Annotated in this window: 16 protein-coding genes; 12 read left to right on the forward strand and 4 right to left on the reverse strand. The window is 42.3% G+C overall.

The window, feature by feature from the left end; translation table 11 throughout:
• Position 1 precedes the first annotated feature (1 nt).
• Genes KS242_RS08865 through KS242_RS08885 form a run of 5 tightly spaced genes read left to right on the forward strand, consistent with a single transcriptional unit; the run spans position 2 to position 3,657 of the window.
• A complete protein-coding gene (locus KS242_RS08865) occupies positions 2–568 on the forward strand; it encodes a GNAT family N-acetyltransferase (RefSeq protein WP_217323982.1) in 567 nt (188 codons plus the stop codon).
• A gap of 15 nt (positions 569–583) precedes the next feature.
• Positions 584–1,345 carry an amino acid ABC transporter permease gene (locus tag KS242_RS08870; RefSeq protein WP_217323983.1) on the forward strand — a complete coding sequence of 254 codons (762 nt, stop codon included), beginning with the start codon at positions 584–586 and terminating at the stop codon, positions 1,343–1,345.
• 21 nt (positions 1,346–1,366) lie between these two features.
• On the forward strand, positions 1,367–2,200 hold the full coding sequence (locus KS242_RS08875) for a transporter substrate-binding domain-containing protein (RefSeq protein ID WP_217323984.1): 834 nt from the start codon (positions 1,367–1,369) through the stop codon (positions 2,198–2,200).
• A 15-nt stretch (positions 2,201–2,215) separates the two neighbouring features.
• Complete coding sequence (locus tag KS242_RS08880; protein WP_217323985.1) at positions 2,216–2,926, forward strand: ABC transporter permease subunit; 711 nt, start codon at positions 2,216–2,218, stop codon at positions 2,924–2,926.
• Positions 2,923–3,657: an amino acid ABC transporter ATP-binding protein gene (locus tag KS242_RS08885; RefSeq protein WP_217323986.1), complete on the forward strand. Its 735-nt coding sequence runs from the start codon at positions 2,923–2,925 to the stop codon at positions 3,655–3,657. Before KS242_RS08880 ends, KS242_RS08885 begins: the two co-directional genes overlap by 4 nt.
• Before the next feature lie 490 nt (positions 3,658–4,147).
• Here KS242_RS08885 and KS242_RS08890 read toward each other — a convergent pair whose 3' ends face one another.
• Positions 4,148–5,410: a helix-turn-helix domain-containing protein gene (locus KS242_RS08890; protein WP_217323987.1), complete on the reverse strand. Its 1,263-nt coding sequence runs from the start codon at positions 5,408–5,410 to the stop codon at positions 4,148–4,150.
• 229 nt (positions 5,411–5,639) lie between these two features.
• On the opposite strand from KS242_RS08890, the gene KS242_RS08895 reads away from it, so the two are divergent.
• On the forward strand, positions 5,640–6,644 hold the full coding sequence (locus KS242_RS08895) for an LLM class flavin-dependent oxidoreductase (protein ID WP_217323988.1): 1,005 nt from the start codon (positions 5,640–5,642) through the stop codon (positions 6,642–6,644).
• 39 nt (positions 6,645–6,683) lie between these two features.
• On the opposite strand, the gene msrA is transcribed toward KS242_RS08895, so the two are convergent.
• Complete coding sequence (gene msrA, locus KS242_RS08900; protein ID WP_217323989.1) at positions 6,684–7,214, reverse strand: peptide-methionine (S)-S-oxide reductase MsrA; 531 nt, start codon at positions 7,212–7,214, stop codon at positions 6,684–6,686.
• 113 nt (positions 7,215–7,327) lie between these two features.
• Between msrA and KS242_RS08905 the strand changes: the two genes are divergently transcribed.
• Positions 7,328–8,215 (forward strand): 5'-3' exonuclease, encoded by an 888-nt coding sequence (locus tag KS242_RS08905; protein ID WP_217323990.1) that lies wholly within the window; start codon positions 7,328–7,330, stop codon positions 8,213–8,215.
• Between the two features lie 37 nt (positions 8,216–8,252).
• Here KS242_RS08905 and KS242_RS08910 read toward each other — a convergent pair whose 3' ends face one another.
• A complete protein-coding gene (locus tag KS242_RS08910; protein ID WP_217323991.1) occupies positions 8,253–9,155 on the reverse strand; it encodes a glutamate biosynthesis transcriptional regulator GltC in 903 nt (300 codons plus the stop codon).
• A gap of 135 nt (positions 9,156–9,290) precedes the next feature.
• On the opposite strand from KS242_RS08910, the gene gltB reads away from it, so the two are divergent.
• From gltB to KS242_RS08925, 3 genes are all read left to right on the forward strand, one after another.
• A complete protein-coding gene (gltB, locus tag KS242_RS08915; protein ID WP_217323992.1) occupies positions 9,291–13,838 on the forward strand; it encodes a glutamate synthase large subunit in 4,548 nt (1,515 codons plus the stop codon).
• Positions 13,839–13,853: 15 nt separating this feature from the next.
• Positions 13,854–15,338: a glutamate synthase subunit beta gene (locus tag KS242_RS08920; RefSeq protein ID WP_217323993.1), complete on the forward strand. Its 1,485-nt coding sequence runs from the start codon at positions 13,854–13,856 to the stop codon at positions 15,336–15,338.
• Positions 15,339–15,504: 166 nt separating this feature from the next.
• A complete protein-coding gene (locus tag KS242_RS08925; RefSeq protein WP_217323994.1) occupies positions 15,505–16,797 on the forward strand; it encodes a globin-coupled sensor protein in 1,293 nt (430 codons plus the stop codon).
• Positions 16,798–16,823: 26 nt separating this feature from the next.
• Here KS242_RS08925 and KS242_RS08930 read toward each other — a convergent pair whose 3' ends face one another.
• A complete protein-coding gene (locus KS242_RS08930; RefSeq protein ID WP_217323995.1) occupies positions 16,824–17,141 on the reverse strand; it encodes a hypothetical protein in 318 nt (105 codons plus the stop codon).
• A 213-nt stretch (positions 17,142–17,354) separates the two neighbouring features.
• Between KS242_RS08930 and KS242_RS08935 the strand changes: the two genes are divergently transcribed.
• Positions 17,355–18,428 (forward strand): branched-chain amino acid aminotransferase, encoded by a 1,074-nt coding sequence (locus KS242_RS08935; RefSeq protein ID WP_217323996.1) that lies wholly within the window; start codon positions 17,355–17,357, stop codon positions 18,426–18,428.
• A 233-nt stretch (positions 18,429–18,661) separates the two neighbouring features.
• Positions 18,662–20,098, forward strand: coding sequence for a serine hydrolase domain-containing protein (locus tag KS242_RS08940; RefSeq protein ID WP_217323997.1), 1,437 nt, complete (start codon positions 18,662–18,664; stop codon positions 20,096–20,098).
• The last annotated feature ends 12 nt before the right edge of the window (positions 20,099–20,110 follow it).

Below are 20,110 nucleotides of genomic sequence, written 5' to 3' on the forward strand. Positions count from 1 at the left end.
GATGAGTAAAGACATTTTTCGTATTGCAACCGAAGCCGATGCACCGGCATTTTTAGAACTGCTATCTAGTGCTTTTAAACCACTTGGAGAGATGGGAATTGATTGGCCGTCAACGAGAGCTACATTGGAGATGGTCACAGACAACATTAAAAATTCGACAGCGGTCGTCTTGGAAAGAGACGGCAGATTGCTATCAACCATTACGATTCGTTTCCCATGGGAAAGCACGTCGCCGGTTTCAGGCTACCCATTCGTGTGGTGGTTTGCGACAGCTCCAGACTTAGCGGGTCAAGGAATCGGAAATAAATTGCTGGACTATGTGGAGAACACATTGTTAATAGAAACATTTAAAGCACCAGCATATACATTAGGCACTTCTGGTCGTAAACACCCTTGGCTGCTGCAGATGTATGAGGGCAAAGGGTATAAGCGATATTTTGAGCATGAAAATGACAATGGAGACTTAGGCGTCCTTATGTACAAAGTTCTTATTCCTGAACGATTTGATGCTAATGTTTTAGGTACTCCGGCATTTGCTGATAAGAAAGTGGAACAATCTTCTAAGTAAAGAGGAGGTACAGCAGTGAATGAGTTCTTCAAATGGGAATATGTGATCACTTTATTCCCTAAAGTGTTGTCGGCATTGCCGACAACATTACTCATTGTTTTATTCGCCACGCTAATTGGCAGTTTTTTAGGCCTGATCATTGCGTATTGCAGGATTGAAAGGATACCATTTTTAAATCAGATTAGTGCTGTTTATGTCTCTTTTATCCGAGGAACGCCTATTTTAGTCCAAATGTTCATTGTATTTTATGGAGTTCCAAGCTTACTTGGCGCATTAGGTATAGATATATCAAACTGGAATAAGCTGTACTTCATTTACATCACCTATGGCATAAATACCTCAGCATACTTTTCAGAGATCTTCCGTTCAGCTATATCAAGTGTTCCTGCATCCCAATATGAAGCAGCTGCATCCATCGGCTTGACCAAGTGGCAGGCGTACCGGCGAACATTAATTCCGCAAGCAGGGAAAATTGCGTTTCCGAACTTTGGTGTTTCGATTGTAAACCTTCTTCAAAATACGTCGTTAGCCTTTTCTTTAGGTGTGCTGGACATTATGGGCAAAGTGCAAACCTTAGGAGCTTTATATTATCGTGTGTTAGAAGGGTACTTTATTGCAGCCATCATCTTTATCGCCCTAAGCATAACATTGGAGAAACTGTTCAATATGCTGGAAAAAAGGATGCATGCACCTAAAAGAAGCAAACAGGTTACCATGCAGCCATTATCGATAGAGAGAGCCGAGAGTGCAATGACAATACAAAAAAGCATAAAGTAAAGCCAAACAGGAGGTAAAATTATGAAAATTTATTCAATATTCAAAATATACAGTATATTAGGCGTTGCTGTTCTTATGACGCTACTGCTTTCCGCTTGCGGAAGTGCAGATAATGCAGAAGAAGCGAGTGCTGCTAATAACGATCATGATGCAAAAGAATTGGTGATTGGAACAGGGAACGCCTACCAGCCATTTGTGTATTTGGATGAAAACGGGAAGCTGACAGGGTATGAGAAAGCTGTTCTGGATGAAGTAGATAATTTGCTGCCGCAATATAAATTCAAATATGAGTCATTTGAATTTAAGAACGTGCTGCCTGCATTGGATGCAAACAAAGTAGATTTAGCAGCACATCAATACGAAATCAACGAAGAAAGGCAAGAAAAGTACCTATTTGGAACAGTCGGTTATACAGATTATACAAGCTATGTAGTTGTAGATGGAGATTCTAAAAATGATTTCCAAACGCTGGACGATCTGGCTGGAAAGAAAGTGCACACATCAGCGGGAAGCAACTTTGCTTACCTTTTAGAGCAGTATAACAAAGAACATAACAATAAAATTGAAATTATCTATGGTGATGGTGGTAATGAATTGCTCATAAACAATCTCCAAAATGGGACAGTGGATGCGACGCTTTTGACCAAATATGATATAGATAAATTAAACAAACAATTCAATGCAAATCTTATTACATCAGGAGAGCCGGTGAATGTGTCTAAAACATATTATCTCTATCAAAAAGATAATACAAAACTTCAAAAGGAAATAGATGGAGCTTTACAAGAATTAATTGACAACGGAAAATTGGCCGAGCTTTCAGAAGAATATCTTGGAGGAGACTTTACCAAATAGGAAGGAGCTCAGTGTATGGATTTTGATTTTGCGTTTATGTTGGAAGCTTTTGTGGCTGCGTTGCACTATTTACCTACTACGCTGTTATTAGGGTTTCTGCCGCTTCTATTTGGCTCGGTTATTGGGTTGGGCATCGCGTTAATACGTCATTATAAGATACCGATACTCGCTGTATTCTTTAAATGGTTTGTGACGATATTTAAAGCTATACCAGTTGTGTTAATTTTGCTCGTTTCCTACCTTGTTTTTTCAGACGCATTGGATAAAATGGCAGACTCTCTCGCCCTGTCTATCTCTTTCAGTGACATAGATAGAAGGTGGATTGCTATTTTTGCACTCACTTTATACGCGACAAGCGGCTTATCGGAAATATTCAGAGGCGCGTTAGCTTCGATCCCAAAAGGACAGACTGATGCAGCCTATTCTGTTGGCTTGACTAACTTACAGGTTTTACGAAGAGTGATGATTCCGCAAGTCATTCCGCTGGCATTGCCTTTAGTGAATAATATGCTAATCAGTTTAATTAAAGCTTCTTCTCTTGTCTCGATGGTATCTGTCGTAGATATTCTCAATGGTGCGGTAATTGAAGCAAATGTAAATTATCGTTATCTGGAAGCATATGTAGCCGTGTCGATCATTTATTGGGGAGTATGTGCGTCTATCGAAGCAGTAACGGCAGGATACGAGAAATACGCACATAGAAGCAGAAGGAGACAGTTTGCATGATAGAAATTAAGAATATATCCAAATCCTTCGGTAAAAACGCTATCTTAAAGGGAATGAACGTGAGAATCGACAAAGGAGAAGTAGTAGTGATAGTAGGACCGAGCGGCTCCGGAAAATCCACGTTCTTAAGATGCATCAACTTCCTGGAAAGAGCTGATGCAGGAGAAATCAGTATCGGTCAGACAAAAGTAGAATTTAAGAAAGCAAAATCGAAGGAAATACTCGCAGTACGCAGACAAACAGCAATGGTCTTTCAGCAATATGATCTATTCCATCATAAATCAGCAATTGAGAATATTGTAGAAGGCCTTATTGTTGCACGAAAAGTGCCTAAAGAAGAAGCTTATGAAAAAGGCCTGGCGTTATTAAGTAAAGTAGGCTTGAAGGATAAAAGAGACGCTTACCCGCATCAATTATCTGGAGGACAGCAGCAGCGAGTTGGAATAGCCCGCGCACTCGCGCTAAATCCGGAAGTGATCTTATTCGATGAGCCTACATCAGCACTAGATCCCGAATTAGTTGGAGAAACATTGGATGTCATAAAAAAAGTCGCACAAACCGGTGTAACGATGATTATCGTAACGCATGAAATGAGCTTTGCTTACGAAATTGCAGATCGCGTCATCTTCATGGAAGATGGTGTAATAGTGGAACAAGGTTCGCCAAAAGAATTATTTGAACAAACGAAGGAGGAAAGGACAAAGCAATTTTTGGCTAGGTTTAGCAGATAGTGAAAAAGTTGCGGACATAGGAACTGACCCATTTCTCAGCCAGCGATCAAAACCCCTTCAACCATCCGCTTGCCGATATGTATCGGTGATTGGTTTATAGATAATATGCAAGAAGTAATTCGTAACCTGATAGAGAGTAGCAAAGGTGTAAACGTCACCAAACGTCACCATTGTGTTACTCTCAGGGTTACAGTTCAATCTCTGTATATGCTTTTTTTACACTCGTTTTTGTTTAAGAAAGACAAAACTTACATTTATTTCTCGACACCATATATCTTCGGAACAAATAGGAAGCTAATAACGACGCCAATAACTCCAGTAAAGCAATCAAAAATTACACCGTTCCAAACATTTTCGGGCATTGGGATTTAGACAGGATATACCGAAATACAAAATCTGCCTTAATCCTCGTTTTAGTTTTGTTATGTGATCAGCAGGTTTTATGATAAGTTCGTAACTAAGTATTAGAATCTTCGTTTAAAAAGGGTTGTCAGATAAAAAGGTTAGTATTACTCCCTTTGTTATATTTGAATTTTTTAGGTGTGGTTCCGGTGTACTTTTTAAAAACTTTTGTAAAATGGCTTTGATCGTGAAAATTAAGCAAGGTATAAATTTCAGAAATTTGATAATCAGTTTGAGTAAGAAGCCTTTTTGATTCTTCTACTTTTTGATTAAGAATATATTCCGTCATAGACATGCCTACTTCTTTCTTAAACAATGCTGATAAATAGTTTTGATGCATATTCACTAACTTCGCCATTTGTCCCAATTTAATTTCCTCATAAAGATGTTTAAAAATATAGGATTGACACTTATTAATAGGAGGAGTGTACTTTTGCTGTTTAATCTCATCTACACGATCTGTAAAAGCATATAGGACTTCATTAAGATAATACTCCATACCTAACACTTCTTTAAAGTCTTCCACCCCTTGTATATAGTGATCACTCATGGTGTAAGCCAATTCATGATGAAGTCCGCCCTCAATGGCATAACGTGTAGCAAGAGTGATAGACGTTATAACTAAGTTTTTTTGACTTCTTAAATGACTTTTTTTTGAAAGAATCCCTAAGTGCCCATCAAAATCAGGGTTATTTAAGTAGTTTTTGAGGTTCTCTTTATCTCCCTCTTTAACACATTTCATCACCATTTGTTCCCATTTGTAAGAATTGTGAAAAAAGTTTTCTTGTCGATTTTTAGATATATGTAAATCAGGATTCTCTTCTAGAGTGGCATTCTTTGATAAATGGTTGTTCTTTTGAATAACTTCATTAACTGTAAGGCGCTCATCATACAAAAGATTAGCAGCTATAACGCTTATGTGCAGAAGAGTACGCTGATTTATCACAGATAAAGATGCATAATAATTTGCCAAGGTGTCCATTGAGAATCTCAGTTGACTATCATTTATTAACCCGAATACTGTTTCATTACCAATAGACGAATAGATGGAGGGGCCTAAAACCCAAAAACCATGTAATTTATCATTGTCTCCAACCTTGAAAAAGATATAGTTCTCCAATAAGCTTGTGGTGCATAAAACGGGAACATTTAAAGGAGCAGTAAAAAAATCTAGTTGTTGTAATAATTTGTCATAAGATGGATAAAGGAGATTGCTCGTTACATTTGCCGGAAAACTTGTAACAACCTTAAAGTTCTTATTTAAATAAAAAGCAGGTATGTGCATTGTTTCATACATTAACTCACTAAGGTATTTTATATCCTTTAAATTCTTTGGAGTGACTGCACTCATTAATAAGATACCTCCCGTTTTAAAGCGCTTTCAAAAAAGATTAAAGTGACTATTTAATTACAAGAAAAGATAATGAGATACTAATAACGTACTATGAAAGCGGTTAAAAATCAAATCGAATCATAAGAAGCTAACAGAATGCCGGTGTCTATGAGCGGATACCTTGTATGCGAGCTGCCATTTTCCCTACAATAAGATAAAGAAAGAAGAGAAGAGGGCAGGTGAGCGTATGAAGCTCAGTGTATTAGATCAGGCGCCGATTAGAAGAGGCGCTTCGCCGGAGGATGCGTTGCAGGAGAGCGTTGAATTAGCGCAGCATGCAGAACAGCTTGGCTATGCGCGCTATTGGTTTGCTGAGCATCACAATACGAATGGATTGGTAAGTGTGGCGCCTGAGATTATGGCAACACGGATTGCCAGTGCGACGAATACAATTAAAGTTGGAACTGGCGGTGTTTTGCTGCCTCAATATAGTCCGCTGAAAGTAGCGGAAACATTTCATACATTGGCTGGTCTGTTTCCCGGACGAGTTGATCTTGGCGTGGGCCGATCTCCTGGAGGGACGGAACAAACGAGAAGTGCCTTAGCTGATGGTGCGGAAAGTGGGATGGGAGCGTTTCCGAGAAAACTGGAGGAACTGCAAGGTTTCCTATATAATACGCTGCCTCGTGCCCATCCTTATCGCTCGGTAAAAGCTTCTCCTCGTATAGCAGAAGCAGCGCCGTTATGGGTTCTCGGATTATCGGAAGGAAGTGCGAAGCGGGCTGCTGATTTAGGTATTGGTTTTGTGTTCGGTCATTTTATCAGTCCTGCTAAGCCGAAAGCAATGCCTTTATATAAGGAAGCATTCCGCCCATCTAAAACGAGAAACAAGCCATACGGTATTGTTTGTATCTTTGTTGTGTGTGCAGAGACAGAGGAAGAAGCTGAAGCATTAGCGGAAAGTCAGGATCATTGGCTGCTTAGTGTCGGCAAAGGACGCGATACGCAAATTCCATCTCCGGAGCTGATAAGCAAGCGCGAACTAACAGAAGCGGATAAAGAGTCGATACGAAAAAATCGCCAACGCTGTGTGATTGGAACACCAGAGAAAGTAAGGATAGAGCTGGAAAGACTGCAAGAGGTTTATCAAGCTGATGAGTTTATGCTGATTACCAATATCTACGATAAAGAAGCAAAATGGAAATCATATGAATTAATCAAACGTGAAGTTGACCATAATAATATTATGTAAACAAATGTGTGCGAAAAGGAGCGAAAATTATCGCTCCTTTTATTTGTCCCAATGCGCTTCAATAAATTCATCACGGCCGGATTTCGCACGGTCTTCTTCATAAGCTTCGGTTTCTTTCTTATAGAAGTCCTGGTGATAGTCCTCGGCAGGATAGAAGACGGCTGCCGGCAATACTTCAGTGACAATCGGCTGTTTGAATTTGCCGCTTTCCTCAAGTGCTTTCTTCGAGAAGTTTGCTAATTCTTCTTGTGCAGCATCATGATAAAAGATGGCAGTCCGGTACTGGTCGCCGCGATCGTGGAATTGACCTCCTGCATCTGTTGGGTCGATTTGCGGCCAGTAGAGATCTAATATTTGCTGGTACGCTATTTTTGTTGGATCATACGTAATTTCAACAGCTTCATAATGACCTGTTGTACCTGTTTTTACTTGTTCATATGTCGGGTTTTCGACATGGCCTCCCGTATAGCCGGAGATGACCGATTCCACGCCGTCCCACTGGTCGAACGGCTTTACCATACACCAGAAGCACCCTCCTGCAAATGTTGCTTTAGCAAAGTTTGTTGTCATTGTTTCTAGCTCCTTCCAGGTGTTACTACGACTTATTTTACCCCATTTAATCTGCTTGTACTAGTATGGTAAACTAGAAGGATGAAAGATATGAAGGAGACAAAGATATTATTATGAAAAATCATATATTATTAGTAGATGGCATGGCAATCTTGTTCCGTGCATTCCACGCTACGGCTTACCGCAATTATTTTATGGTAAATTCGAAAGGTATGCCGACGAACGGCTTGCATGGCTTTATTCGTCACTTAGCTGCGGCTGTCGATCATTTTGAGCCGACACATGTTGCTGCTTGCTGGGATATGGGTTCGAAAACGTTCCGCAGCGAGATGCTGGATACGTATAAAGGGAACCGCGAGGCACCGCCTGTTGAGCTAATCCCGCAATTTGATGCAGTAAAGCAAGTTGCTGCGGGTTACGGTATTCCGAATATTGGCCTGAAGAATTACGAAGCAGATGACTGTATTGGCACATTGGCTTGTTTGTATGCGGAAGAAGGTCATCATGTAACAGTTCTTACAGGAGATCAAGATATGCTGCAGCTGGTTCGTCCGAATGTAGATATTGCGATTATGCGAAAAGGTGAGGGCAACTACGAAGTATTCCAAGAAGCTAGCTTTTTGGAACAAAAAGGCCTGACACCTGCCCAAATCATTGATATGAAGGGCTTGATGGGGGATAGCTCCGATAATTACCCAGGCGTAAAAGGGATTGGTGAAAAGACAGCAATCAAACTGCTTACGCAATATGAAACAATTGATCAGCTTCTAGAGAAGCTAGAAGAACTGCCGAATGGCGTACGAAAGAAAATTGAATCTGACTTAGATAACCTGCATTTAAGCAGAAAGCTTGCAGCTATTCATTGTGAAGTGCCGATTAGCTGTTCGCTTGAAGATGCAAAATGGGAAGTAGACGTGAAGCAGAAGCAGGCAATGCTTGAAGAGTTCGAATTAACAAAGCTGAGCCGTTTGCTGCATCCGGCTGACAGTGTAACAAACTAAAAAGAGTAATTGTGCATCTTGCACAATTACTCTTTTTTTATCTGAACTGCTGCAAGCGAGAAAAGAACTCACGGACAAAATCATAAAATAAGCGTTCAGAAGGCGCCACTTGTCTTTCTTTTGGCATGATAATACCGACAGATCTTCTGACTTCCGGGAACGTGATAGGAATTTTCGTCGTAAGCCGAGGTGTCGCATCATAAAATGTACTTTCCGGTAAAATGCTGATACCGATATTAGCTGCGACAAGTCCTTTTATCGCATCCAAATCTTCCCCCTCTGACGATACTATTGGCACGAAACCAGCTTTTTTACATCCATCCATCACGAGCTGCCTTAATTTAAATCCGTGTGGAAAGAGAACAAATTGCTCGTTTTGTAAATCTTTTAACTGCAGCTGTTCGCGTTCTGCGAATTGGTGTGCAACTGGCACGAGAGCAGAAAAACTTTCGGTAAACAGAATTTCGCCTTCGATACGGTCATGTTCTCTTGGTACAGGACCAATAAAGGCGACATCAATATCACCACGTGATACTTGCTCAATTAAAAATTGGTAAGTTCCCTGCCGGAGCTGGAACTGTATATTCGGGTAGGCCTCTTTAAAGGAATAAATAACAGTTGGCAGCAGCTGACCTGCTAAGCTGGTTGGAAAACCGATTTTAATGGAACCTCGTTCTGGATCCAAATGCTCATCAATTTGTTTTTTCGCGTAATCAATTGCATGCATAGCTTTTTCAATATGATTCAAAAAAGTCCGGCCGATTTTAGTCAGTTTCACATTTCTGCCTTCCCGTTCAAACAGATCGACACCGAGTTCATCTTCTAAATTGCTGATTTGTCGACTGATGGCAGACTGTGCAACAAGTAAATATTCAGCAGCTTCCGACATATGCTCCCGCTTGGCGACCTCGATAAAATAGCGCAGTTGACGCAATTCCATTGTGTTTTCCTCCTACCTATCTCAAAATGAGATTGATTCTATCTAAATTATATATTGTTTCGATTAATTAGAAAACCTTACAATGGTTACTAAGACAACATGTCGGTTCGAGACAGAGAGAGTGAGGGATTAATAATGGCATTTCATTTTCTACCAAAAGCACAAGGCTTATATCGCCCGGAATTTGAGCACGATGCATGCGGTATCGGCTTATACGCGCATATGAAAGGGGAAGCCGCCCATTATATCGTTCAAAAAGGATTGCAGCTGTTATGCCAGCTGGATCACCGCGGCGGACAGGGGAGCGATCCTGCATCAGGAGATGGTGCTGGAATAATGGTACAGCTTCCACATCGTTTTTTTTCCGAAAAGACAGAATTTTCATTACCTGAACCAGGTGCCTATGGTGTGGCAATGGTATTCTTCAATACACAAGATGCACAGCAGGAAGAGCTGGAAAGCAAAATAAACGCTCTTGTAGAAGCAGAAGGACAGCAGGTAATCGGCTGGCGCACTGTGCCTGTTGATGATACACATATCGGAACAATGGCGAGTGATGTGAAGCCTTTCGTCCGTCAGCTTTTCGTTGGTATTGGAGAAACAACAGAAAAAGGGCTTCCGTTCGAACGGAAACTTTACGTGATTCGCAAACAGGCGGAACAAGAATCGAAAGAAATGCAGCAGCATTTGTATTTAGCCAGCTTCTCTAGTGAGACCATCGTCTACAAAGGGATGCTCACATCTGTTCAAGTGGACCAGTTCTACCTTGATCTGCAAGATCCGCTCTTTGAAAGTGCATTTGCACTTGTGCACTCTCGCTTTAGTACGAATACATTCCCGAGCTGGGAACGTGCGCATCCAAATCGTTATCTTATTCATAATGGAGAAATTAACACGCTGCAGGGGAACGTAAACTGGATGCGTGCTCGTCAGAAGCAGCTTGTATCCGAAGCATTTGGAGCAGATACAGCAAAGATTCTTCCTATATTAGACACAGACGGCAGTGATTCCTCCATCATGGATAATGCTTTTGAATTCTTCGTGCTAGCTGGCCGCAAACCAGCTCATGCTGCCATGATGATGATTCCGGAACCATGGGATAAGAATCCATATATGGATGCAGAAAAACGAGCTTTTTATGCTTATCATAGCACGTTAATGGAACCATGGGATGGTCCGACTGCCATTTCCTTTACAAATGGCAAACAAATTGGTGCCGTTCTTGACCGAAACGGATTACGTCCAGGCCGCTATTATGTGACGAAGGATGATCATCTTATCCTTTCTTCTGAAGTAGGCGTCTTAGACGTGGAAGAGGAAAATGTACTGGAGAAGAATCGGATCAGTCCTGGAAAAATGCTGTTATTAGATATTGAGCAGGGCCGCTTGATTCCGGACGAAGAAATCAAGCAGGAAATGGCTGCACAAGCACCATATCAAAAATGGCTGGATAACAATATGGTGTCACTGGAAGATCGGACAACAACGGACGACAGCAAAGTAGAAGATTTGGTCACCAAACAGCGAGCTTTCGGTTATACGTATGAAGATGTACAAAAATACATCGTACCGCTCGTATCTGAAGGCAAGGACCCAATCGGTGCCATGGGAAATGATACACCGCTAAGTGTACTGTCTGACCGCCCGCAATCTTTGTTCCATTACTTTAAACAATTGTTCGCACAAGTAACAAACCCGCCGATTGACGCGTATCGCGAACAAATCGTTACAAGCACACTTTCTTATCTTGGGAAAGAAGGCAATCTGCTGCATCCTGATGAAGCAAACTGCCGACGAATCAAGTTAGCATCTCCTATTATGACGAATAATCAGCTGGAGCAACTTGTTGCTGAACCTAGCGGTGATTTCAAACTGCAGGAGATCCATACATTATTCGGTGAAGATTTGAAAAAGAGCGTGCAGCGAATTTTCCAAGAAGCAGAGGAAGCAATCAGCAAGGGCGTCAGCGTTCTTGTGCTGACGGATCGCTTGATGTCGGATCTTTATGTACCAGTACCTACACTTCTTGCCGTAAGCGGCTTGCACCAGCACCTTGTTCGCAAAGGTTTGCGCACAAAAGTCAGCTTGATTGCTTCGGCCGGAGAAGTACGGGAAGTACATCATGTTGCGACACTGTTAGGCTATGGTGCAGATGCTATTCATCCTTATTTGGCTTATGCTACGCTGAAAGAAAGCATTGATAACGAAGATATTAAGCTATCCTATCCGGAAGCTGTGAAACAATATGCTGCGGCAATGACAGAGGGCGTTGTGAAAGTGATGTCGAAAATGGGCATCAGTACGGTACAAAGCTACCGAGGTGCACAAATTTTCGAAGCGGTTGGTATTAGTCATGCTGTTATTTCCAAGTATTTTACCGGAACTACCTCCCAGCTTGATGGGATTGACTTGCATACAATTGCTGCGGAAGCGAAAAAACGTCATCAAGCTGCTTACAAATCAGCAGCTGCAACACTGGATACAGGCAGCGAGTTCCAATGGCGTGCAAATGGTGAGCATCATGCCTTCAACCCAAAAACAATTCATACGCTGCAATGGGCATGCCGTCAAAATAACTATGATTTGTTTAAAGAATATACTGAGGCGGCCGATCAGGAGCGTCTAGGATTCTTACGAAACTTGTTTGACTTCAAACATGTCAATTCTATTCCGATTGAAGAAGTGGAATCAGTCGAAAGCATTGTCACGCGATTCAAAACAGGTGCCATGTCATTCGGTTCTATTAGCGAAGAAGCACATGAAGCACTCGCTATTGCGATGAACCGTCTTGGCGGTAAAAGTAATAGCGGAGAAGGCGGCGAGAATGCCAAGCGTTATCAGTTGGACGAAAACGGTGATTCCAGACGAAGTGCGATTAAACAAATCGCTTCCGGCCGCTTTGGCGTAATGAGTTCTTACCTTGTCCAGGCAAATGAGCTGCAGATTAAAGTGGCACAAGGAGCAAAACCAGGAGAAGGCGGTCAGCTTCCAGGGAAGAAAGTATATCCATGGGTAGCCGATGTACGTAAATCAACACCAGGTGTGAACCTGATTTCACCACCGCCTCACCATGATATTTACAGCATTGAGGATTTGGCGCAGCTAATCCACGATCTGAAAAATGCGAATCGCGATGCACGTATCAGTGTTAAATTGGTTGCAAAAGGCGGCGTCGGCACGATTGCTGCCGGGGTAGCAAAAGGAAGCGCAGACGTTATTGTTATTAGCGGATACGATGGCGGAACTGGTGCTTCACCGAAGACAAGTATTAAGCATGCCGGCCTTCCATGGGAGATCGGACTAGCGGAAGCGCATCAGACACTCATGCTGAATGGGTTGCGTGACCGCGTTCGTTTGGAAACCGACGGCAAGCTGATGACCGGCCGTGATGTCGTAATGGCAGCCTTGCTTGGAGCAGAGGAATATGGCTTTGCGACAGCACCACTCGTTGTACTTGGCTGTGTAATGATGCGCGTCTGTCACATTGATACATGTCCGGTTGGCATCGCAACACAAAATCCAGAGCTGCGGAAGAAATTTATTGGTGACCCAGATCATGTTGTTAACTTTATGACTTTCATCGCGCAAGAAGTTCGTGAAATCATGGCTGAACTTGGTTTCCGCAATATGGAAGAAATGGTTGGGCGTACAGATGTGCTGGAAGTATCTGATCGTGCTAAATCACACTGGAAAGCTGGTCAGCTTGATTTGAGCAGATTGCTGCATCAAATTGATGGTGCACGTACGTATACAACGCCGCAAAACCATAAAATCGACATTGCATTGGATACAACAGATATATTGCCGCATATGGAAAAAGCACTCGCTGGCAAAGAACAAGTGCATCTTGAGCTGCCAATCCGCAACATAAATCGTGTTGCAGGAACGATTGCCGGGAGTGAGATCAGCAAGAAATTTGCTGAAGCTGGGCTGCCGGAAGACACTGTTAACTTACACTTCAACGGCTCCGCTGGGCAAAGCTTTGGTGCTTTTACACCGAAAGGCATGACGTTGACAGTGACTGGAGACGCCAATGACTATGTAGGAAAAGGCTTATCTGGAGCAAAATTAATTGTCAAAAAACCATTAGATTTCCGGGTTTCGGCTGCGAAGCATGTTATTGCTGGGAATGTGGCCCTATACGGAGCGACTTCCGGTGAAGCATATATCAACGGTATGGCTGGTGAGCGTTTTGCCGTTCGAAATAGTGGTGCCACTGCAGTTGTCGAAGGCATCGGAGAGCATGGCTGTGAATATATGACTGGCGGTAAAGTGGTTATTCTTGGAGAGGTAGGCAAGAACTTCGCTGCGGGTATGTCTGGCGGTATTGCTTACATCCATACAACGGACCGTGCAGCATTCAAACAGTTGTGCAACACGGAGATGATTGATTTTGAACAGCTAACAGATAAGAAGGAAATCGCTGCGCTGCGCACGATGATTGAGAAGCATGCAGCGTATACAGACAGCGAAAAAGCGAACATTATCTTGGAAAACTGGGAAGCAGAACTTGCAAGCTTTGTAAAAGTAATTCCGATTGATTACCGCAGCATGCTGCACCAAATCGAAGAGCAGCAAGAGCGCGGACTTACGCAGGAGGAAGCAGTCATGGAGGCGTTTGTGCTGAAGAATCAGCAGCCGCGTCCAGTGAAGGAATCCGAAAAGCCTGCAGCAGTACATTAAGAGAGAGGTGTAAGTATGGGGAAAGCAACCGGATTTATTGACTACAAAAGAGAAGAAGCAAATGAACGTGATCCTAAAACGCGCATCCGGGACTGGAACGAATACGCCGCTCCTTTCTCTGATGCTACGCTGAAGACACAAGGTGCCCGCTGTATGGATTGCGGTACGCCATTCTGTCATATCGGCATGGAGATCGGCGGCAGCACATCCGGCTGTCCGATTTATAACTTGATACCAGAATGGAATGACTTGGTGTATAAAGGAAAGTGGAAGGAAGCATTAGAACGATTGATGCTGACGAATAACTTCCCGGAATTCACTGGTCGTGTCTGTCCAGCTCCGTGTGAAGGTTCTTGTACCGTTGCAATTAGCGATCCAGCAGTTGCGATCAAAAATATTGAACGTGCCATTATCGACAAAGGGTTTGAAAACGGTTGGATCACACCGCGTATCCCAGCGAAGCGTACGGGTAAGAAAGTTGCCATTATCGGTTCTGGTCCAGCAGGCCTTGCAAGTGCTGATCAGCTGAACCAAGCAGGCCACTCTGTAACGGTATATGAACGTGCCGACCGTGCTGGCGGATTGCTAATGTATGGTATTCCTAACATGAAGTTAGAAAAAGATGTCGTAGAGCGCCGTGTCAATCTACTGCGCCAAGAAGGAATCGATTTTATCTTAAATACTGAAATCGGTAAGGATATACTGGCAGATGACCTTCGCGCGCAGTACGATGCTGTTATTCTTTGCACTGGTGCTCAGCAGCAGCGCGACCTTGTCATTCAAGGAAGAGAAGCGAAAGGTATCCATATTGCAATGGACTATCTAACTGTTTCAACGAAAGCATTGCTTGATGGCAAACAAGATGCGCAGCCAGAATTCAACGCTGCCGGTAAAGATGTTATCGTTATCGGAGGCGGCGATACAGGAGCAGACTGTATTGCTACTGCTGTCCGACAAGGCGCAAAGAGCGTGACGCAATTCGGTAAGCATCCATCATTGCCGCTTGCCCGCAGTGCAGATAACCAATGGCCGGAATACCCGCATGTATTTGGTTTGGAATACGCACATAAAGAAGCAAAAGCTGCGTATGGCGAAGATCCTCGTCAATATAGTATCCAGACAACCAAATTTGTAAAAGATGAACAGGGCAATTTAAAAGAATTGCATACAGTGGATATGCAGAAGGTACGTAATGATAAAGGGATGTTTGTTTATCAAGAAGTTGAAGGCTCCGAAAAAGTATGGCCTGCTGAACTCGTCTTGATTGCAATTGGTTTTGAAGGAACAGAAACGCCATTGCTTACTGAATTTGGTGTAAATGTAACGCCAAACAAACGAGTGGAAGCAGCTTACGGAGATTATCGTACAAACGTAGATAACGTCTACGCTGCTGGTGACAGCCGACGCGGTCAAAGCTTAATCGTTTGGGCAATCAACGAAGGCAGAGACGTTGCCAAGCAAGTAGATCTTCAGCTCATGGGTGAGACAGTTTTACCTTAATTTACAGCAGAACTTCCAATCTGGAGGTTCTGCTTTTATTATGCCGTCAGAAGCTTGTGTTAGCCAGTAACTTGTTAGATTGTTTACCAGTATTTTGACAGAATACCTTCAGATAGCTGATTAATCTGCCGATATACAAGTAGTGGGATTAATGAGGAGGGCGCATATGTTTACAAAGCGCAAAAAAGAGAGAAAAGCAGAAACAGAGAACACCGCAGTTACACAAAGAGCAGAAGTAGTATTAAAGATTGATGGCGAACTAAAAAAACAGCTGGATATGATTAATCTGACAGAGGAAGACTTGCGTATTTTAACCCAGTTAGAGCCTGTCATTTGTCAAGAAATAGACAAAATTGTAAGCAGTTTTTATCAAAACATTATGAATCAAGAGAACTTGCTGCATATTATTGAAAGCAATAGTACAGTAGAACGGCTGAAAGGCACATTGAGACAGCATATTCAGGAAATGTTCAATGGTCGAGTAGATCATGATTATATAGAAAAACGGAAGCGAATTGCTTTCATACATGCAAAAATCGGCCTTGAGCCAAAGTGGTATATGGGAGCGTTTCAAGATTTGCTGCAACAAATGCTGCAAATCTTTGAAAATGAGCAAATGGATTTTCCTGCGTATCGAAGAGCAGTACTAGCGACAACTAAAATATTCAACATTGAGCAGCAAATTGTGCTGGATGCGTACAACACGGAACATGAGCGGGTACATATCGAACACATAGCAAACCAGGATCAGCTGCACGGAAGTATTCAGCATACGTCCGAAACGCTTACCAGTATTTTTACACAAGTGAATCGAGCAGTTGAGGGATTGGTTGCTTCTTCTGAATCGCTGACAGAGCAAAGCTTAGAAACGAAGCAGACCGCGAAGGAAGTAGTTACACACGCAGAAGAAGGACAAGCCGGGCTTATCTCCCAGCAAGAACGTATGCAACGTATCGCTGCGCAGATGAGTGCAGTTCAAGCAGAACTAGCCACACTTGAAGAAGCAGCTTCGAAGATTGGAAGCATTGTTGAGTTGGTAGAAGGAATTGCGGAACAAACAAACTTGCTTTCGCTTAATGCATCTATTGAATCAGCTCGGGCAGGAGAACAAGGAAAAGGATTTGCCGTCGTGGCTAGTGAAGTTCGTAAATTAGCAGAAGAAACGAAAGCATCTGTTTCTGATGTTACGGGACTCATTCAAGAAACGCATGAACAAATACACAATGTGAATCAGTTCATGGGTACAGGTGAGGATTTAATCAATAGCGGCACTGTGCAGCTAGGGGATGTTACAGCTCAATTTGAGACAATAATGAGTCATTCCCAGGATAATGAGATAATAAGCTCTCGTACAGAACAAAGCATCCAGCAATTTTCACATGAGTTAATGGATGTGAAAAATGCAATGCAGCAGGCTGAGCACATATTGCGTCAGTTAAATGAACTGACGGAAGCATAAAGAAACCAGCAGTCAATGACTGCTGGCTATTTGTTTTGCAGCTGTGTTTCTTTAAATTGTTTTTTTAGTATGGATGGCGTTTGTTTGACGGATGTGATGATTGTCTTGGAACCTTCCGTCATGGATTGTACATTAGTTTGAATTTCTTTTTGATGCTGCTGTAAAACAGTCTGTTCCTGTTTAATTGTCTGCATATCCGCTTGCATTGGCGCCATAATTTGATTGATTTCTTTTTTCGTCGATAACATGGATTTTACAGCTTTTGCAATCATAACAGCAGCAACTGCCAGCGCACCGATTACGATAACACCGCACACAATCCACATGATTGTACCCATCTCCATAAACGTGCCTCCTTTATTTCTCTATGTAGCTTTACCCTAATATGCATCTATCGTAACATACAGTCGAAAAAATTGTTAAAATTTTAGGTTGAAACTATATGCTATCTCCTATATAATTCTTTGATAAGATATTGTTGTCGCAATATTCTATTATTAGGAACAATTTAGGAGAAGAAAAGAAAGAAAAATTTAAAATGACAGGGAGTCCTAGCTTTGAAACAACAAACCTTTGCTTTTACACGCAGCGAAAACTTAAAACAGAAACCGGAAGCAAGTACACTAGAATTCGGGAAGGTGTTCACGGATCACATGTTCACAATGGATTATTCAGCTGAGACTGGCTGGCATGATCCGCAGATTGTACCATATGCACCACTTGAGCTGGACCCAGCCGCGATGTGCTTCCATTACGGCCAAACTGTATTTGAAGGCTTAAAAGCCTATGTTACAGAGGAAGGAAAAGTATTGCTGTTCCGACCTGACAAAAACTTTGAACGACTTAACCGTTCAAATGACAGATTGTGTATTCCGAGACTAGACGAAGATTTGGCTTTAGAAGCATTGCGACAGCTTATTTCGGTCGAGAAGGATTGGATTCCGACTGCAGAAGGAACTTCGCTTTACATTCGTCCTTTCATTATTTCGACGGAGCCGTTCCTTGGCGTAGCTGCATCAGTCAGCTACAAGTTCATCATCATTTTGTCTCCTGTGGGCGCTTACTATAAGGAAGGAATTAACCCGGTAAGCATCGCAGTAGAGAATGACTATGTACGTGCAGTCAAAGGCGGCACAGGCGACGCCAAAACTGGCGGTAACTATGCTGCCAGCTTGAAAGCGCAAGAAGTCGCTGCAGCATCTGGATTTTCACAAGTTTTGTGGCTGGATGGTGTTGAGAAGAAATATGTAGAGGAAGTCGGCAGCATGAACGTCTTCTTCAAAATCGATGGCGAAATCGTGACACCAAAGCTTAACGGAAGCATCTTGCAAGGTGTTACGCGTGACAGTGTGCTGCAGCTATTGAATCATTGGGGCTATTCAGTCACTGAACGTCGTATAGCGATTGCGGAAGTAGTGCAAGCCCAGAAGGAAGGCAAACTAGAAGAAGTATTCGGTACAGGAACAGCAGCCATCATTTCCCCTGTCGGCAAACTGTCCTACGAAGGCGAAACATATGAAATCAACAATGGTGTAACTGGAGAAGTTGCCAAGCGTATTTATGATACAATCACAGGCATCCAGAAAGGCGAAGTTGAAGATACGTTCGGCTGGACTGTTGAAGTGAAATAAATACAAGAAACCTTAAATAAGTAAAATAAAATTATAACTAACTCTTTGAGAAACCAAGCGGTGCTTTGACACATAAGCACCGCTTGGTTTCTTAGCATTAGATAATAAGCTTGATCCAAACGTACATACATGCAGGACTATAGATGTTACAATAATTTGGTATGATTGGAAGAGCTGCCTAACATACTCAAAAAAGAACGTGAAGACGAGAAAAAGAGAGAAGGGTTTACTTCATGAATCAAGGAACAAACGTGCATGAATTTGAACGATATACCAATACGTTGTTGGATAAATACAAAGTACCTGGTTTTGCAATCGGCTTAGCTAAAGATGGTGAATTATGTTATGAGAAAGAGTTTGGTCATCGTGACGTAGAAGCACAGCTTCCGTTATCATCTGATACCGTTTTTGGTGTTGGTTCTATTACAAAAGCCTTTACAGCAATAGCTATTCTGCAATTGCAAGAAAAAAGTAAACTATCAGTAGAAGACTGTGTCACTAAATACTTACCGGAATTGAAGACATCAAATGAAGCGTACACGAATCAAATGACGATTCATCATTTTTTGACACATACATCAGGTATACCGCCATTACTCACTTTAATTGGCTCAATTAAAAAGAGCATGGAAAAGGACCCGAAATTTGGGGAAGATGAACAGCAAGGTAATCCTTTGGATGCGATTCCGTCGATTGATACATATTCTGACTTAATAGATTCTATTTCCAAAACAGCGTTTACACTGCTTGGAGCTCCGGGAACTGAATTCAGTTATTCTAATGACGCCTATGCCCTTTTAGGTGCAATAATTGAACAGGTGAGCGGTACGACGTATGAACAGTATGTGCAAGAGAATATTTTAGAGCCTGCCGGTATGCATAACAGTGGTTTCCATTACAAAGCTGATATGAACGCGGAGGAAGATATAGCTGTTTTATATGACATCCGAGAGCATGATGGTGAAAAAGTTGTCTTTAGGTCCAATAATCCTTGGGACGCTCCAGCGATGCGCCCGGCAGGATTCTTAAAATCCACAGTGAATGATATGCTCAAGTTTACAGAAATTATTCGTAACGCCGGAAAGGTTGGTCTTGAGCAAATCTTGAAACCTGAGAGCGTGGAGTTAATGACAACACCGTATATTCCATGTGCACATGGAAGTTTTTATGGTTATGGTTTAACCATCATACCTGATTTCTTTGGTCATAAGCTTATTCATCATGGCGGAGATCTGAAGGGTGTAACTGCCCAGATGAATATTTTGCCTGAACTTAATCTGACGGGAATAACGCTTGCAAATATAGCAGGAGCACCATCTTCGAAACTGCTTTTTAGTGCATTTGCCAGTCTTCATTTGGATAAGACAATTGATGCATCGCACTTAAACGTTCAAACCTCGGATATAGCCCCTGAAGATTTAATGGAATATGAGGGAACTTTCCTATCAGGGGACGGTATGATGAATAAATTGTATGTAGAAAGTGGAAAGCTGCAATTAGCAACAGCTGGATTGCCTGCTTCAGTGCTTGAGCCAATCGGAAACGACGAGTTTCTGTTTACGATAAGAGAAATGCCATCCACCCTTCGTTTTATAAGGGATGAGAATAAGAAGATTGATCGAATGGAGTTTGTTTTACGTCAAATTCCAAAGCTAGAACAAAATGAGTAAGAGATTCATCCA

Source organism: Terribacillus sp. DMT04 (assembly GCF_019056395.1).
GTDB lineage: Bacteria > Bacillota > Bacilli > Bacillales > Amphibacillaceae > Terribacillus > Terribacillus aidingensis_A.

What these genes read in the sequence shown, in the direction of transcription:
- msrA (WP_217323989.1), bottom strand. Translation starts at nt 7,214, where the DNA reads ATGACAACAAACTTTGCTAAAGCAACATTTGCAGGAGGGTGCTTCTGG.
- gltB (WP_217323992.1), top strand. Translation starts at nt 9,291, where the DNA reads ATGGCATTTCATTTTCTACCAAAAGCACAAGGCTTATATCGCCCGGAA.
- KS242_RS08885 (WP_217323986.1), top strand. Translation starts at nt 2,923, where the DNA reads ATGATAGAAATTAAGAATATATCCAAATCCTTCGGTAAAAACGCTATC.
- KS242_RS08890 (WP_217323987.1), bottom strand. Translation starts at nt 5,410, where the DNA reads ATGAGTGCAGTCACTCCAAAGAATTTAAAGGATATAAAATACCTTAGT.
- KS242_RS08895 (WP_217323988.1), top strand. Translation starts at nt 5,640, where the DNA reads ATGAAGCTCAGTGTATTAGATCAGGCGCCGATTAGAAGAGGCGCTTCG.
- KS242_RS08910 (WP_217323991.1), bottom strand. Translation starts at nt 9,155, where the DNA reads ATGGAATTGCGTCAACTGCGCTATTTTATCGAGGTCGCCAAGCGGGAG.
- KS242_RS08880 (WP_217323985.1), top strand. Translation starts at nt 2,216, where the DNA reads ATGGATTTTGATTTTGCGTTTATGTTGGAAGCTTTTGTGGCTGCGTTG.
- KS242_RS08920 (WP_217323993.1), top strand. Translation starts at nt 13,854, where the DNA reads ATGGGGAAAGCAACCGGATTTATTGACTACAAAAGAGAAGAAGCAAAT.
- KS242_RS08925 (WP_217323994.1), top strand. Translation starts at nt 15,505, where the DNA reads ATGTTTACAAAGCGCAAAAAAGAGAGAAAAGCAGAAACAGAGAACACC.
- KS242_RS08865 (WP_217323982.1), top strand. Translation starts at nt 2, where the DNA reads ATGAGTAAAGACATTTTTCGTATTGCAACCGAAGCCGATGCACCGGCA.
- KS242_RS08940 (WP_217323997.1), top strand. Translation starts at nt 18,662, where the DNA reads ATGAATCAAGGAACAAACGTGCATGAATTTGAACGATATACCAATACG.
- KS242_RS08905 (WP_217323990.1), top strand. Translation starts at nt 7,328, where the DNA reads ATGAAAAATCATATATTATTAGTAGATGGCATGGCAATCTTGTTCCGT.
- KS242_RS08875 (WP_217323984.1), top strand. Translation starts at nt 1,367, where the DNA reads ATGAAAATTTATTCAATATTCAAAATATACAGTATATTAGGCGTTGCT.
- KS242_RS08930 (WP_217323995.1), bottom strand. Translation starts at nt 17,141, where the DNA reads ATGGAGATGGGTACAATCATGTGGATTGTGTGCGGTGTTATCGTAATC.